The 14,580-nt window shown below is 43.6% G+C and carries 13 protein-coding genes and 19 tRNA genes; 28 read left to right on the top strand and 4 right to left on the bottom strand.

All coding sequences use genetic code 11. The features are described 5' to 3' along the window. Positions 1-8 precede the first annotated feature (8 nt). The 19 genes from GM612_RS09885 (at position 9) to GM612_RS09795 (ending at position 1,750) form a co-directional block, all read left to right on the top strand. Positions 9-81 (top strand) — tRNA-Val (locus tag GM612_RS09885). 2 nt (positions 82-83) lie between these two features. Beyond that, positions 84-156, top strand: a tRNA-Lys gene (locus GM612_RS09880). Between the two features lie 55 nt (positions 157-211). Then, positions 212-284: transfer RNA gene (locus tag GM612_RS09875), tRNA-Thr, on the top strand. Positions 285-298: 14 nt separating this feature from the next. After that, a tRNA-Gly gene (locus GM612_RS09870) sits at positions 299-370 on the top strand. A 12-nt stretch (positions 371-382) separates the two neighbouring features. Then, positions 383-468: transfer RNA gene (locus tag GM612_RS09865), tRNA-Leu, on the top strand. A 24-nt stretch (positions 469-492) separates the two neighbouring features. Then, a tRNA-Arg gene (locus tag GM612_RS09860) sits at positions 493-566 on the top strand. A 6-nt stretch (positions 567-572) separates the two neighbouring features. Further along, a tRNA-Pro gene (locus GM612_RS09855) sits at positions 573-646 on the top strand. 40 nt (positions 647-686) lie between these two features. Next, positions 687-760: transfer RNA gene (locus GM612_RS09850), tRNA-Met, on the top strand. 15 nt (positions 761-775) lie between these two features. After that, a tRNA-Ile gene (locus GM612_RS09845) sits at positions 776-849 on the top strand. Positions 850-890: 41 nt separating this feature from the next. Then, a tRNA-Ser gene (locus GM612_RS09840) sits at positions 891-980 on the top strand. A 6-nt stretch (positions 981-986) separates the two neighbouring features. Then, a tRNA-Met gene (locus GM612_RS09835) sits at positions 987-1,060 on the top strand. 6 nt (positions 1,061-1,066) lie between these two features. Next, positions 1,067-1,140 (top strand) — tRNA-Asp (locus GM612_RS09830). A gap of 7 nt (positions 1,141-1,147) precedes the next feature. Continuing rightward, positions 1,148-1,220 (top strand) — tRNA-Phe (locus GM612_RS09825). A gap of 20 nt (positions 1,221-1,240) precedes the next feature. After that, positions 1,241-1,311: transfer RNA gene (locus tag GM612_RS09820), tRNA-Gly, on the top strand. 4 nt (positions 1,312-1,315) lie between these two features. Then, positions 1,316-1,389, top strand: a tRNA-Ile gene (locus GM612_RS09815). A 3-nt stretch (positions 1,390-1,392) separates the two neighbouring features. After that, positions 1,393-1,480, top strand: a tRNA-Ser gene (locus tag GM612_RS09810). Between the two features lie 31 nt (positions 1,481-1,511). After that, positions 1,512-1,583 (top strand) — tRNA-Glu (locus GM612_RS09805). 12 nt (positions 1,584-1,595) lie between these two features. Next, a tRNA-Met gene (locus GM612_RS09800) sits at positions 1,596-1,669 on the top strand. A gap of 7 nt (positions 1,670-1,676) precedes the next feature. Next, a tRNA-Asp gene (locus GM612_RS09795) sits at positions 1,677-1,750 on the top strand. Positions 1,751-1,928: 178 nt separating this feature from the next. Here GM612_RS09795 and GM612_RS09790 read toward each other — a convergent pair. Beyond that, complete coding sequence (locus GM612_RS09790; protein WP_343031880.1) at positions 1,929-3,149, bottom strand: DUF2075 domain-containing protein; 1,221 nt, start codon at positions 3,147-3,149, stop codon at positions 1,929-1,931. Positions 3,150-3,345: 196 nt separating this feature from the next. Then, positions 3,346-3,843, bottom strand: a complete 498-nt coding sequence (locus GM612_RS09785) for a hypothetical protein (RefSeq protein ID WP_155432199.1) — start codon at positions 3,841-3,843, stop codon at positions 3,346-3,348. Between the two features lie 110 nt (positions 3,844-3,953). Here GM612_RS09785 and GM612_RS09780 point away from each other — a divergent pair, with 110 nt between their 5' ends. The 5 genes from GM612_RS09780 (at position 3,954) to pepF (ending at position 9,202) form a co-directional block, all read left to right on the top strand. Beyond that, a complete protein-coding gene (locus tag GM612_RS09780) occupies positions 3,954-4,697 on the top strand; it encodes an MBL fold metallo-hydrolase (RefSeq protein WP_155432198.1) in 744 nt (247 codons plus the stop codon). A 115-nt stretch (positions 4,698-4,812) separates the two neighbouring features. Beyond that, positions 4,813-5,217: a transcriptional regulator Spx gene (spx, locus tag GM612_RS09775; protein WP_155432197.1), complete on the top strand. Its 405-nt coding sequence runs from the start codon at positions 4,813-4,815 to the stop codon at positions 5,215-5,217. Positions 5,218-5,463: 246 nt separating this feature from the next. Then, the gene (locus GM612_RS09770) at positions 5,464-6,174 is read left to right on the top strand and encodes an adaptor protein MecA (RefSeq protein ID WP_155432196.1); all 711 of its coding nucleotides are present in this window, start codon (positions 5,464-5,466) and stop codon (positions 6,172-6,174) included. 109 nt (positions 6,175-6,283) lie between these two features. After that, entirely contained in the window at positions 6,284-7,330 is a 1,047-nt protein-coding gene (locus tag GM612_RS09765; protein WP_155432195.1) for a competence protein CoiA, read from the top strand. A 57-nt stretch (positions 7,331-7,387) separates the two neighbouring features. After that, positions 7,388-9,202, top strand: coding sequence for an oligoendopeptidase F (gene pepF / locus GM612_RS09760; RefSeq protein ID WP_155432194.1), 1,815 nt, complete (start codon positions 7,388-7,390; stop codon positions 9,200-9,202). Positions 9,203-9,450: 248 nt separating this feature from the next. On the opposite strand, the gene GM612_RS09755 is transcribed toward pepF, so the two are convergent. After that, positions 9,451-10,068 (bottom strand): DsbA family protein, encoded by a 618-nt coding sequence (locus GM612_RS09755; RefSeq protein ID WP_173021261.1) that lies wholly within the window; start codon positions 10,066-10,068, stop codon positions 9,451-9,453. 321 nt (positions 10,069-10,389) lie between these two features. Between GM612_RS09755 and yjbM the strand changes: the two genes are divergently transcribed. From yjbM to GM612_RS09740, 3 genes are read left to right on the top strand one after another with little or no spacing between them, the layout of a single operon-like run. Further along, on the top strand, positions 10,390-11,046 hold the full coding sequence (yjbM, locus tag GM612_RS09750) for a GTP diphosphokinase (RefSeq protein ID WP_155432192.1): 657 nt from the start codon (positions 10,390-10,392) through the stop codon (positions 11,044-11,046). Then, entirely contained in the window at positions 11,046-11,849 is an 804-nt protein-coding gene (locus GM612_RS09745) for an NAD kinase (RefSeq protein ID WP_155432191.1), read from the top strand. Before yjbM ends, GM612_RS09745 begins: the two co-directional genes overlap by 1 nt. Continuing rightward, on the top strand, positions 11,845-12,741 hold the full coding sequence (locus GM612_RS09740) for an RluA family pseudouridine synthase (RefSeq protein ID WP_343031883.1): 897 nt from the start codon (positions 11,845-11,847) through the stop codon (positions 12,739-12,741). The genes GM612_RS09745 and GM612_RS09740 overlap by 5 nt, the downstream gene beginning before the upstream one ends. 307 nt (positions 12,742-13,048) lie before the next feature. On the opposite strand, the gene GM612_RS09735 is transcribed toward GM612_RS09740, so the two are convergent. After that, positions 13,049-13,663 (bottom strand): copper homeostasis protein CutC, encoded by a 615-nt coding sequence (locus GM612_RS09735; protein WP_246147707.1) that lies wholly within the window; start codon positions 13,661-13,663, stop codon positions 13,049-13,051. 392 nt (positions 13,664-14,055) lie between these two features. Here GM612_RS09735 and GM612_RS09730 point away from each other — a divergent pair, with 392 nt between their 5' ends. Continuing rightward, positions 14,056-14,571 carry a tRNA (cytidine(34)-2'-O)-methyltransferase gene (locus GM612_RS09730; protein ID WP_155432188.1) on the top strand — a complete coding sequence of 172 codons (516 nt, stop codon included), beginning with the start codon at positions 14,056-14,058 and terminating at the stop codon, positions 14,569-14,571. Positions 14,572-14,580: the final 9 nt, after the last annotated feature.

Genomic DNA, 14,580 nt, shown 5'->3' with positions numbered 1-14,580 from the left:
TATCAGATGGAGGATTAGCTCAGTTGGGAGAGCGTCTGCCTTACAAGCAGAGGGTCACAGGTTCGAGCCCTGTATCCTCCATTGAGCCGTTAGCTCAGTTGGTAGAGCATCTGACTTTTAATCAGAGGGTCGACAGTTCGAGACTGTCACGGCTCATAGTTAACACTATGTTGACATTGAAAGTTAGATTTGATACTATATCTATTGTGTTGCCGACTTAGCTCAGTTGGTAGAGCACCTGTCTTGTAAACAGGGGGTCGGAAGTTCGAATCTTCTAGTCGGCATTTCAACTAAATATGCGGAAGTAGTTCAGTGGTAGAACATCACCTTGCCATGGTGGGGGTCGCGGGTTCGAATCCCGTCTTCCGCTTATGTCATATACGCCGGGGTGGCGGAATTGGCAGACGCACAGGACTTAAAATCCTGCGGTCAGTGATGACCGTACCGGTTCGATCCCGGTCCTCGGCATTTAAGTTAATATATTATTATTTTGCACCCATAGCGCAACTGGATAGAGTGTCTGACTACGAATCAGAAGGTTGTAGGTTCGACTCCTACTGGGTGCATTTAAACGGGAAGTAGCTCAGCTTGGTAGAGCACCTGGTTTGGGACCAGGGGGTCGCAGGTTCGAATCCTGTCTTCCCGATTTAAATAAATAGTTTTTGACAGGTTTATTTAAACGCCATCGCGGTGTAGCTCAGCTGGCTAGAGCGTCCGGTTCATACCCGGGAGGTCGAGGGTTCGATCCCCCCCGCCGCGATTTGATCTTTGGCTCGGACCTTTAGCTCAGTTGGTTAGAGCAGACGGCTCATAACCGTCCTGTCGTAGGTTCGAGTCCTACAAGGTCCATAATGGTCCTTTACCATTGATCATTTAAATAGTTTCATTATGGAGGATTACCCAAGTCTGGCTGAAGGGAACGGTCTTGAAAACCGTCAGGTGGGTCAAACCACGCGAGAGTTCGAATCTCTCATCCTCCTTATTATCGCGGGGTGGAGCAGTCTGGTAGCTCGTCGGGCTCATAACCCGAAGGTCGTTGGTTCAAATCCAGCCCCCGCAATTGCATGGTCCGTTGGTCTAGCTGGTTAGGACGCCTGCCTGTCACGCAGGAGATCACGAGTTCGAGTCTCGTACGGACCGTTTATATGGCTCGGTAGCTCAGTCGGTAGAGCAACGGATTGAAGCTCCGTGTGTCGGCGGTTCGATTCCGTCCCGCGCCATTAAGATTAAGAAGTCCCATGCGGGTATAGTTTAGTGGTAAAACCACAGCCTTCCAAGCTGTTGTCGCGAGTTCGATTCTCGTTACCCGCTTTTTGGGCCTATAGCTCAGCTGGTTAGAGCGCACGCCTGATAAGCGTGAGGTCGATGGTTCGAGTCCATTTAGGCCCATTTGGAGAAATACTCAAGTGGCTGAAGAGGCGCCCCTGCTAAGGGTGTAGGTCGCGAAAGCGGCGCGAGAGTTCGAATCTCTCTTTCTCCGTTGTAGTTTTTAGTTTTATATAGAAATGTATGACCCGTTGGTCAAGTGGTTAAGACACCGCCCTTTCACGGCAGTAACATGGGTTCGAATCCCGTACGGGTCATTATCATATTATCGCGGGGTGGAGCAGTCTGGTAGCTCGTCGGGCTCATAACCCGAAGGTCGTTGGTTCAAATCCAGCCCCCGCAATTCGAATGGTCCGTTGGTCTAGCTGGTTAGGACGCCTGCCTGTCACGCAGGAGATCACGAGTTCGAGTCTCGTACGGACCGTCCATGAACGACATCGCTTTATTTAGCGATTATTGTATAAATAAACCACTTTTGGTCGTTATTGATCAAAAGTGGTTTTTTGAATCTATCGTTTATTTGAAACAGAACGATACAGTCTAAGTCTGCCGATTGGTGATCTGTAATGGTTCAGCTGTTGAGCGAGAAAGACTAGGTCTGGTTATTGTAAACTAAGTTGATAATCATGGTATAGGCGTTCTCTTAGCCGTGAGTCATGGGCAAAAATGTATAATCCCTTGATGCCACGTTTCATCAAAACATTGATCGCATTTAAATTCAAAGTCACTTTTGCCTGTAGAACTTCTTTTGGATCGTTCATATCCTGGCGTCGTTTAAATGATTCGACATCGGTGATTTTATCAGTATCGATGATTATCGAATGACCGTCTTGGGAAAGGTTGACGAGTGGACCAAGAATAATGCCAACATAGTTCAAATCAAAGCCCTGACAGGTGTAGATTGAACCGACTTCGTTAATCGTTTCGGGGATTTCCGCCCAGGGTGTGGAGGAGTAATTATACTGATCCCAGGGAAGACTAAAATTACCCTCTGTAATATAGTGGTGTCCACCATCCAAAGTAGACGGATAACCAGTGGTTGATACGATTCGCGCTAACCCAACGCGTTTATTTTGGTTGACAATTTGCTGACGCATAGCTTCTGCATCATTAAAAATTTTGAAATCATAATGATTTTGAAAACCTTTTTGGATTGGCAAGAGTTGTTGATCCCCCGTAAAGTGGTTGATCCAATTAATCAGGCTTGGATCAGCTTCCATTCGGAATTGATGAGTTAAATGAAGCCACTTTTGAGTGAAGGGAGCTAGCAACGACTGCAAGCGCTTTTTGGTCCAGTATGTTTTTAATCTCAGAACTTGGTGCTCGTCAAAAACAATCACTAAGACGTGTGCAATTTTAAGCAGGGACAGTAATTGATTAGTGCCGTAAAAATGATTGTAATGGTCGGGCTGAGATAGTAATAAATGTGATTCATCAATTACACCCACATCAAACTGGTTATGCTGCTTATTCATTAGGTTGATGAGTGAAGTTGGCCGTTGAAAATTCTTTTTATACATATTCGGTAGCTGACCAGCAAGGTTTCGATAAACTTTCAGTAACTCTGGGTGATTAACAATAAAGTAATTATTGGTTCCTGATAACTGATTATGTTGGTGGTGTGACTCGCGCTGTATTTCGTAAAATAATTGACTTAATACCACGCTTTTGCCTGTACCAGCATCGCCAGTGATGACCAAAACAGCCGGTTTTGTATCCCTCAGATGCTGACAAATAAAGGACTTTGCCGTGTCAATCAATACTTGTTGATCTTTTGATGGCTTCTTAAAAGGTGATAGCTTTTTAGTTGCTTGATTTTGCACATTGGTCTTCCTTTTCATTATGTTAAAGCTCGCTGCGCCCAGTAGCAGGGGCATGAATATCATATATCTCAATTGATATACATACTTGGATTTGCCTAAATAAAGTGATACCAAACGAATTTCCAAGGTTACTTGGTTAAATTCATTTGGTATCACCTTGATTTCACTTCATTGATTGCTATGATGTTGCCCTAGCTTATGAGGGTTCAACTGGGTGGTAACTAGCTTCGTGATAATTATTTTGCGTGGTCAAGAAATAGTTAAAAGGCTTAAAAGATGGATCATGTTTCCAGACAGCAAAATCTTCAGTAGTTTCCCAAGTTGATAAAATGATGTTGTTAGAACGGTTCTTTTGGTCCTTCATAAAGTAGATCGAACGCATTCCCTCAGGCATAGCTTCAGTGGTGACAAAGTGGTTAGCCTTTGAATTGAACACCTTTTGGTCATCTGCTGAAAGATTAGCCAAATAAATAAAGTTGATAAATCCTTGCCAGTCGGTTGTCCCACGATGGAGTTTGATGTCATAATGGACTGGTGAGCTAAAGACAGACTCCTGACCGGAAACATCCAGCAAGGCTAATTGTTCACCAGAGGTTGAAGAGTCCAGTAGAATCATCGGCCGATCTGAATAACGCTTTTGGAGGTCGGATAGTACTTGTTGACTGCCATAGGTGATACTAAGTCGAGTAATCATAATCATTCCTCCTTCTTGTCACTTATTATTATACAGTTTATAAGTCAAAATTAGCAATCATGCCAACTTCTGATGAGTGATTATATTTTGGACTGAAAGGAAGCATTATTATGAAAATAACGGTACTAGGTTACTATGGAGGCTACCCTGCAAATGGCATTGGTACCAGTAGCTATTTGATTGAATCTAACGGGTTTCACTTACTTATGGATTGCGGCAGTGGGGCACTGTTAAGCCTTGAGAAGGTTCTCGATCCACTGCAGCTTGATGCCGTGATCCTGTCTCACTACCACCATGACCATGTAGCAGACGTTGGCGTACTGCAGTATTACTGGCAATTGCATGAAGAGCGTCCCAATTTACAAACATTACCAATCTACGGGCCAACAGCTGATCCGCTGAACTTTGGTAGCCTTACTTGGCCGCATGCTTCACAAGGAAAAGGCTACGGTGCCGATGACACACTGCACATTGGGCCTCTAACGGTCTCATTTTTAACCATGAAGCACCCTGTACCTGCATTTGGGATGCGAATCGTTGAGAATCAAACTGGTGAGACACTGGTCTTTACAGCTGACACTGATTATATTCCCGAACTGATTCCGTTTGCGAAAAATGCTGACCTATTAATGACTGACACAAACTTCTTTGACGACAAGACCGGTCCAAAGTGGCATATGACTGCTAGTGAATCTGGCCGAGTTGCTTTTGAAGCGACTGTTGGTCAACTGTTACTGACCCATTTGCCACAGACGGGTGATTTGAAGGCTTTGAAGCAAGAAGCTCAAGAAAGTGCTGGTAACATCCCAGTTGCGTTAGCTGATTTACGGAAAACCTTTGCGGTGAAATTGTGATGAATCACTGACATGTTTGAGACCTTTTAGTGAAGTCCATTCTCACAGAGCCGGGATTTTGTTATATTAGAACTAACGAAAGCCCCTAATTCTGAAAAGTTTGGAGGTCATTCAAATGACGGTCACTTTATTTACTTCCCCTAGTTGTACATCCTGCCGCAAGGCAAAAAAATGGCTAAAAGCTCACGAGGTCGATTTCGTTGAGCAAAATATTTTTGTGCAGGCACCCAGTGTTAAACAAATTAAGTGGATCCTGCAACTCACTGAGAACGGTACGGAAGATATCATTTCCAAACGTTCAAAAGACTATCAAGAATTAACGGTTGACCTTGACTCGCTGCCAGTCAGCGAATTAATAAAATTGATCACGGTTTATCCTGGTTTGTTGCGCCGGCCAATTTTATTCGATAATAAACGGTTACAGGTTGGGTTCAATGAAGATGAGATCCGCCGCTTTTTACCCCGGCACATTCGCATTATGGAATTGGAAAAGGCATTGAAAGCCGCTGGTGCTGATTGAAAGCGTAAATGTCTCTTGAAGGGTTGAAAATAAATTAGTCAGAGTTTATAGTAATCTTCAAAGTAACATTAATGAAATCGTTGGTAGGTTTATTGAGTTGCAAAATGCAGGTTGACCCGCGAAGCTTCTGGATTTTCACACCTAATTTTTATGGGATTAATTCAAGCCAGATACTTTACAAACTGAGAAAAATCTTTAGTATAGAGATAGGTAAATCTTGGTGCGGGCAGAAAGAGGTGTTGGGTCATGGAAATGGAAAGAATTAACGAGAACACGATTCGCGTGTTGATTGGCAATGATGATTTAACCCAACGGGGGATTACCGTCCTTGATCTGCTTGGTAACCACAAGCAAATTGAAAGCTTTTTCTATAGTATTTTGGAAGAAGTTGACGTTGATCACCAATTTCAAGAAACTGATGCTGTGACTTTTCAAGTCTTGCCAAATCGTAATGGACTCGAGCTGTTTATCAGTAAGGGTGGTGCCGATGATGGTGCAATGACTGGCGAAAATGACAGTGATTCACCGGATATTGAAATGGTTAATGAAGATGACGTGCCAGATTTCCTAAAACGGCAGTTGATGCAAACCGATAGTAGTGCTGATGAATCGAAGAATCAGCCAGCCGCGGACAATAATCAGTCTTCAGTGACTAAGTCTTCACCACTTCATACACAAGTGCTCAAGCTTCATAGTTTTGACGATATGATCTCAATTGCTCATGCACTTAAACTGTCAGATGTTGCTTCAAACTTGTATCATTACAAGAATGATTACTATTTGGAATTGATTTTTCGGGTGAATGAAGCGTCCCCCGGAAGTATTAAAGATGAACTCGCTGTTGCTTATGAATATGCAGAAAAAACGAAGATTACCGCCGATGTTCTGGATGAACACGGAAAGAAAATCATGGCGCAGACTGCGCTTGAATTGACCCGCCGTTATTTTAAAGCATAAATGAGAACAACGGAATAGTTTGAATAATGAAAAAGCGTTGTGGTAGTGTAAACTATCGCAGCGCTTTTTCGTAGTTATTGATAAAGAGTGAACTGAAAGGAGTTTTGGCATGCTAGTTGCCCATACCGAACAGGAGATGCAAATCAAGGCTGCCGATGCCAAACGGGAAGCCATTTATTTTTGTCCCAGTTGCCGTGAACAGGTCATTTTGAAACGTGGCCGACGCACGATTGCTCACTTTGCCCATCATGCACATTCACTTTGTCGACCGTTCAGTGAGTCTGAAACTCAGGCCCATCTAACAGGGAAGTGGCAAATAGCGACTTATTTTGGGACTGGTGAGGTGGAACTCGAACCGTATTTAAAACAAATTGCACAACGACCGGACCTATTATTGCGTCGTAAACATCACTCCTTAGCAATCGAATACCAATGTTCACCAATTTCAGCGATTAAACTGCAGGATCGTAATTTAGGCTATCAAAAAGCTGGTTTGGACGTCGTTTGGATTCTTGGCGAACAGTATTTGGCGAAAATGAAGCGGGTCCGACAAGCTGAAAAGTGGTTGCGTTACTCCAAAAAATTAGGGTGGTACTTATTATTCTGGCAAACTGATCAGCAACAATTAGTGGTATGGCACCACCTAACTTTAAGCGCCATGGGGGAATTGCAGGGCTATGTTAAAACCAGTCACAATGGTTATTTTGCACAGTTAAAACCAGTCTCTGTTAAGGTCATTAAACAGCAGATTCAAACCCAGGTTCAAGCGGGGCTTCACTACAAGACTCCTAAATGGCTTCGTTTACAGCAGTTCTGCTATGAACACGGTAGTTTATTACAAGATATGCCACTGGTTTGCTATCATTTTAATGGTGCCGAGCCTTTGAACTGTGAGGCGCCAGTTCTTTGGTGCTTTTTGATGGTCGTTTTGTTACGATCTCAGCGACTAGGATCGCTGGTCAGACAACTTGATTTTGAAAAATGGGCTGCCAAGATCAGCATTTATTTTGAAGGCGCACAGCTAATTCAATGTTCAACCCAACAAGTCATTGACAGTTGGGGACGGCAGCTTGAGCAATTCGCCTTGCTGATGCAGCAACACGGTATCTTAAAACGTCTCGATCAAAAGGCGTGGCAATTGGTTGCCATACCATAGCGGTCCTGTGGTATTCTAGTTGCAGTAATAAAATTGGTTTTAAAGGAAGTGTTGTCGTTGGCAGAAGTGAAACAATTACCGACCAGAAAACAGGTCAGCCCAGAATTGACTTGGGACTTGACCCCAATTTATCACGATCAAAAGGCTTTTGAACAAGCCTTCGAAGCCGTTTCATCACAAATTGACCAGTTGCCAGCCCTTCAAGGTGAGTTAAAGAATGGGCCAAAATCATTATTGAAAGTTATCGAAGGGATTCTTAGTGCCATTAGACCAGCTGAAAAGCTCTATGTCTACGCTTCTTTGAAACACGATCAAGATACTTCAAACGCCATTAATCAAGCGCTGAGCGGTCGGACTCAGATGCTAATGACTCGTTTGGGCAGTAACATTGCCTGGTTTGAACCAGAACTGTTAGCAATTGATCGTCAAACTTTAGAAGATTGGTTAAAAAATGCCCCAGAATTAAAGCCCTACGTGCATTATCTAAGAACCATCACGGATGAGCGTGATCACGTTTTAACTCCAGCAGCGGAAAAATTGTTAGCGCAGGCGGGAGATGCGTTGAATGCCTCTAGCGATACATTCAGCGTGCTCAACGATGCTGATTTGGAATTTCCTGCCGTTGAAGATAATGATGGTAATTCTGTTCAGTTATCGCAGGGAATCTATGATCAATTAATTCAGTCGACTAAGCCGGAAGTCCGGCAAATGGCTTTTAAGCAGCTATACGCTGTTTATCATCAATTCCGGCATACTTTTGCCTCAACTTTGATGGGAAATGTAAAGACTCACAACTTTCTAGCTAAAGCGCATCACTATTCGGATGCTCGTCAAGCGGCAATGGGTGTTAACCACATCCCAGTCAGTGTGTTTGATGCATTAGTTACAAGTGTTAACGAACATTTGCCGTTGTTGCATCGCTACGTGGCACTTCGAAAACAAATTTTGAAGCTTCCCGAGTTGCACATGTATGATCTTTATACGCCAATCACTGGTGAACCAAAGTTATCCTATAGCTTTGAACAAGCCAAAGAAGAAGCCTTAAAGGCTTTGGCGGTTCTAGGCCCAGATTATTTAGACCACGTAAAAGAGGCCTTTAATTCGCGTTGGATCGACGTGGTGGAAAATAAGGGTAAACGTTCAGGCGCCTATTCGTCAGGAATGTATGATACTTCACCCTATATTCTTTTAAACTGGCAGGATAACTTGGAAAGTTTGTTTACACTCGTTCATGAAATGGGACACAGCATGCACAGTTATTACACGACACATAACCAGCCCTATCAATATGGCGATTATTCAATTTTTGTTGCCGAAATTGCTTCGACAACTAACGAAACACTGCTAACGGATTACCTACTGAAGACCTATCCTGATAAGCAGGTTCAAGCTTACGTTTTGAACCACTATTTGGATGGGTTTAAGGGGACTGTTTTCCGCCAGACCCAGTTTGCCGAATTTGAACATTTTGTTCATGAACAGGATGGTGCCGGTCATCCATTAACAGCCGACTTTCTCAGTCAACATTACTTACAACTCAACCAAAAGTACTATGGTGATGCGGTGATCTCTGATCCAGAAATTGCTGATGAGTGGTCACGTATTCCACATTTTTACTATAACTATTACGTTTATCAATATGCGACTGGATTTGCAGCGGCGAACACCCTCGCTAGCCGCATCCTCAGTGGTGATGAAAATAAACGGGCTGCCTATTTGAACTATTTAAAATCTGGTAGTTCGGATTATCCGATCCAAGTGATGCAAAAGGCCGGTGTTGATATGACCAAGACTGACTACTTGGATCAGGCCTTTGCCCAATTTGAGAAGCGACTTGATCAATTTGAAAAGCTTGCTAAATCAATGGGTTAATTTTTGGGTAGTGGCTTGTGCTGTGTCATGAGTAGTTGTTCATGGCAATAACCAGTTCGGCATGACCGAGAATGGCAGCCAGTGACTCGCTGTCACTAAGGCAAAATAAAGCGGTACCAGCTTTGAATTTCCAATGATGAAAATTCAGCTGATACCGCTTTATTCATGATAGTTCACAAGTTGATTCATTAAATTTCAAATATCATCCGGGTAAAGCATCAATTGTCTACTTTTTTAAAAGACTCACATCATAAGATATGTAAGTTTGGTGCTTGCTTTTGTCTAGCCAACGCTTGCTTAGCCAGCAGTCCGCTATTCTCGCAGATTTCATACAAGCTCTGGTAGGTAACGTCAGACAGCATTAGTCCGCAATCAGACACGTCCGCGTTATAGATAATTGCTGTAGAAGGATCAGCAACATTCATCTCAGAGGCTAATCGTTGGTCAGCCTGAAATGCACGCTGGGCGAGTTCCGAATTACGATCTTCGCCAAACATATCAACGTCTAAATTGACCTGGTCAGCAACATCAAAGACGAGCTTTTCAGAGTAGGGAACGTCTTGTTCAACAAGCTGATCTTGCAAGTTTAGCAAGAAGAGCCGGCCCTTTTTCTTACCTTGAAAGAGGGCCGCTTTATAGTCCAGAATAGTCCTGTAATGCAGGTTAAACTGTTGATTTCTAAGGCTCAAATTATGGCAGTCCAGATTGTTCACTTTCATACGTTGATCAATCATTTGCGGATTCAGTAACGGAATAAACTGGTAAGAAACTTCGCCGAAAATTTGATCAGCGAGACGTAGAATGCTTTTTTCCGACTTCATACAGCGACTGCCTAATGGGTTGATAAAAAGATATACTTCTAGCAAAGTAATTTCCTCCATTATTTAGTCGTTACCAAGTAAACGACCATCAGTTCAAAAGTAATGATATAGCATTTTGAGCGAATTGCAAGGATTTAGGCCAGTCGCCAAACTAACTTAAACGCCGAAATCGGTTCCAAAGGTGATACTGCCGGCTAAAACAGCTTTTCCATTTTTATACAATAATTTTGTGAGCAAAATAGTGGTGTAAAGGAAGTTAACAGAAACTTCAAGGCTCCAGCCACCCAGCCGTTGAAAAATATGCTAAAATGAAGTCTGTTTGTAAAACAATCCACAAACCACTGTAATCATTTCGAGGTGAACAGCTTGATTGAAAATTGGGATCATTTTCTACTACCGTACAACCAGGCGGTGGATGAACTTAAAGTTAAACTTCGGGGGATGCGCAAGCAGTATCAGAATCAAAATCAGCGCCCACCGATTGAATTCGTGACCGGACGTGTTAAACCGGTCGACAGTATTAAAGAGAAAATGACACGCCGACACGTGACTGAAGAGCGGCTTGAACAAGACATGCAAGATATTGCCGGGCTACGTATTATGTGCCAGTTCGTCGAGGATATTTACCAGGTCGTTGATTTGCTGAGGAAGCGCTCAGACCTCACGATTCTTGAAGAACGCGATTACATTCATAATGAAAAGCCCAGCGGTTACCGTTCGTACCATATTGTCATCGAATATCCGGTTCAGATGGTCACTGGCGAAAAGAAAATTCTAGCTGAGATCCAAGTCCGGACACTGGCTATGAACTTTTGGGCAACCATTGAACATTCTTTAAACTACAAATATCAAGGTGAATTTCCAGAAGAATTAAGCGCTCGGCTTCAACGGGCAGCTGAAGCAGCGTTTAAACTGGACACGGAAATGTCAGAAATTCGGGAAGAAATTGAAGAGGCTCAACATCTTTTTTCGTATGGTAAACGACCTGAGCCTCAGCAGCCAAATAAGAGGGATGAATCGTAATGAAGATTGGCATTTTTAGTAATCCGGGACAGGCATCGGCTCACGTGTCGAATGCGTTACGTGCCAAGATCAGAGATGAACATTTAACGTTTGATAATGACCACCCTGACATTGTGATCACCGTTGGCGGTGATGGGACATTGCTAACGGCGTTTCACCACTACCAAGATCAGTTAGCGAGCATTCGCTTCGTCGGCATTCACACGGGTCATTTAGGTTTTTATACCGACTGGCGAGATTACGAAGTCGACGAACTGATTGATAGCTTGGCTCATGATAATGGTCAAAGTGTGAGTTATCCGTTACTAGACATCGATATTGAATATAACAGCGGTGAACATCAATCATTGCTAGCGCTGAATGAATCGACAATCAAGAAAGTCACCGGGACGATGCTTGCTAACGTCTACATTAAAGACCAATTGTTTGAATTATTCCGTGGCGATGGCCTGTGTGTCTCAACGCCAACTGGTTCAACGGCTTACAATAAGTCGGCTGGCGGGGCTGTTATCAGTTCTGAATTAGACGTTGTTCAAGTTTCAGAAATTGCCTCCATCAATAACCGCGTTTTTAGAACACTGGGTTCACCAATCATTATTTCGCCGACAGAATGGGTCAGGGTCGAACCAGTCCGGCTGGATGAAAACTTGATGACCTGCGATCAGATGACGATTGAAAACCGGTCGATCAAAGCCGTTAATTTTAAAATTTCTAAGCAGCGAATTGCCTTTGCACAATACCGACACACCCAGTTTTGGAAACGGGTGTCTGAATCGTTTATTGGGGTGAAACCAATTGATTAAGTTTGCCTGGCAGTACCGCGAAGATTCACCGATTTATGTCAGGACGTTTATGCGGCAGCAAGGCATTAGCCGAACGCTGTTAAAACAAATCAAGTTTTCAGGTGGTCAAATTAAGGTCGATGGTCAAATCGTTCGGGTCAATTACAAGATGCAGACTGGCCAAAAGCTGGAGGTGACGTTACCACCAGAAATTGCCAGTGACCATGTTGCTGCTTCAGCAACACCATTAGTAATTTTGTATGAGGACGACCATTTTTTGGTTGTCAATAAACCGGCCGAGGTGGCCTCAGTGCCTTCACACCTTTATCCAGATGACTCGCTGGTTAACCGGGTCAAGGGATATCTGCAGCGGACGAATGCCCCGAGTCAAGTTACCCACATTGTCACCCGATTGGACCGTGAAACCAGCGGGGTGGTGATCTTTGCTAAGCACCATTTTGCCCATACCGTTTTGGATACCCAGTTAAAGCAACATACATTAAAGAAAACATATCTTTGTGTTGTCACGGGTCGACTTCATACCACACATGATATTATTGATGCCCCGTTAGGTAGGGAGCCAGATTCCTTCATCAAACGCATGGTGCGCTCAGATGGCAGGCCTGCCCAGACTGAATATTGGCGGGTCAAATTAATGAGGGCTAGCACGCTTTTACGGGTGAGACTGCATACGGGTCGCACCCATCAGATTCGTGTCCACATGGCTAGTATTGGGCATCCATTAGTTGGGGATTTTCTTTATGGTCAGCAAACCAACCCCTGGATTCATCGTCAGGCTCTGCACTGTGCGAGTGTGAGCTTTTATAATCCGTTTGCACAACAACAGGTAACTTGTTATGCGCCGCTGCCAGTAGACTTTGCCAAATTGATCGCCCGCGAAAGTCAGCTTTAATAAGCGGTGACAAATCTGGGATTGGTTAAATACATGACGAGTAGCTTAACTGCCCGATTATTCTTAATTGTCAACATTAATCCGGAATTTTTCGCATTGCCGTTAAAGGTCAATGTGCAGAATTTATTTTAAAAATCAGGTTAAAAAAAGCGACCAGATCATACTCCTAATGAGTTTTTATCTGGACGCGCTTTTTTATTAAAAACTTGGTTGCGCTCAAGCAAGTAGTTAGCTATCAGTTCAATTTATGAGAACCCTAAAGAAACTCAATCACTGATGTGGATTCAAGTTGAGTACAGTTGACCCCCTATTTTTGAGGTTGTAAAAAGTAGTTCAATCCCAGTTGTTCATTTAATTGATCAGGTTGGGTATCACTGGATGTCCAGACGATTAGTTGCATTCCAGCAGCGCCGACGATGTTGTTGAGCTTTGACAAACGGGCGAGATCGGGCTGACTAGCAGGCTTAGTGAGGACTTTTTCAACGCCATTGTCAGCCAACCACTTCAAGTTGTCAGCTAATTGTGCGTCGTTTAGCTCATCAACCGCCGTACCAAAAGTAACACTCATACCGCCAGCGGCAGCAATCAAGTTTGCCATGGCTTCGGTGTCAACTTGGCCGTCTGCGGTGAGGGCGCTAACGATGATGCCATCCGCCCCAAGCTGCTGAGCATCTAATGCATCGGCTTCCATAATTTTTAGCTCAGGATCACTATATACCGAGTCTCCGCCACGTGGCCGAATCATAATCGTTAACGATAGTTGGTGATCGTGGGCGTACACGGTACTTTCAGCAATCATTCCCTTGCTAGGAGTAGTTCCACCATCCGTCAGATTATCGGCGATGGTCGCACGCACGGTTTGCTGAGTGATTGACTTAGTTAATGCGGGATAATTGGAAACGAGCGGTTCAATGAATTTCAATTTCATTCTCCTTTTTTAAAATGCAGTTTGGAATCTACCTGTTATTATAGCAATTTTTGAGGTTCTTTGGGAATTAAACGGTCAGCTTGACTAGGTTAACCTACTGGTGTCAGAGTCGGAAAGGATGGCATCAATCACTGAAGAGTAGGTGAAAACGATTGCAAACCAAATAGTGATCAATATAACCGTCGTAATTCACGAAAAATCTTGCATTCTTGGTTAAATCGCGTTATATTATTTGTTGAGAAATCGTTCGGGAGTGGATGTCGAGAAATCGTCAGCTACTGTCGAATTTGCACTTCATTAACGCAGTTCCTCGCCGTGTTGACACCGAGGGGTTGCGTTTTTTTATGTAATGCGTTTATAACTTTCAAAAGATAAGGGGTTTCGCTATGGCTAACCACATTGTATTGTTTGAACCTTTAATGCCCGCTAATACCGGCAACATTGCTCGGACCTGCGCGGGGACTGACACCATTTTAGACTTGATTGAACCACTAGGATTTTCAGTTGATGATGCCCACTTGAAAAGGGCTGGATTAGATTACTGGGATAAGGTGGATATTCGCTATCACAAGACTTTGCAAGCGTTTATGGCCACGGTTCCGGATGTTCAGCGACTTTTTCTGGTCTCTAAGTTTGCTGAATATGCCTATACGCAGCACGATTACACCGATGTTGCTGGCGGAGATTACTACTTTATGTTTGGTAAGGAAACGACTGGGCTGCCAGAACCCTTTATGCGGCGGTATGCGCAACAAGCCATTCGAATTCCACAGGATGATGCGCACATTCGGGCATTAAATTTGTCCAATTCAGCTGCCATTGTGATTTATGAAGTGCTGCGGCAACAAGCCTTTCCAAAATTGGAGCTGAGTCACCGCTACGAAAATGATAAACTGAAGTAAAACAAGGTT

It is taken from the genome of Secundilactobacillus folii (assembly GCF_009720675.1).
GTDB classification, from domain to species: Bacteria; Bacillota; Bacilli; order Lactobacillales; family Lactobacillaceae; genus Secundilactobacillus; species Secundilactobacillus folii.
The sequence above is the reverse complement of the archived record's forward strand: the minus strand, read 5'-3'. Positions and strand labels throughout refer to the sequence as shown.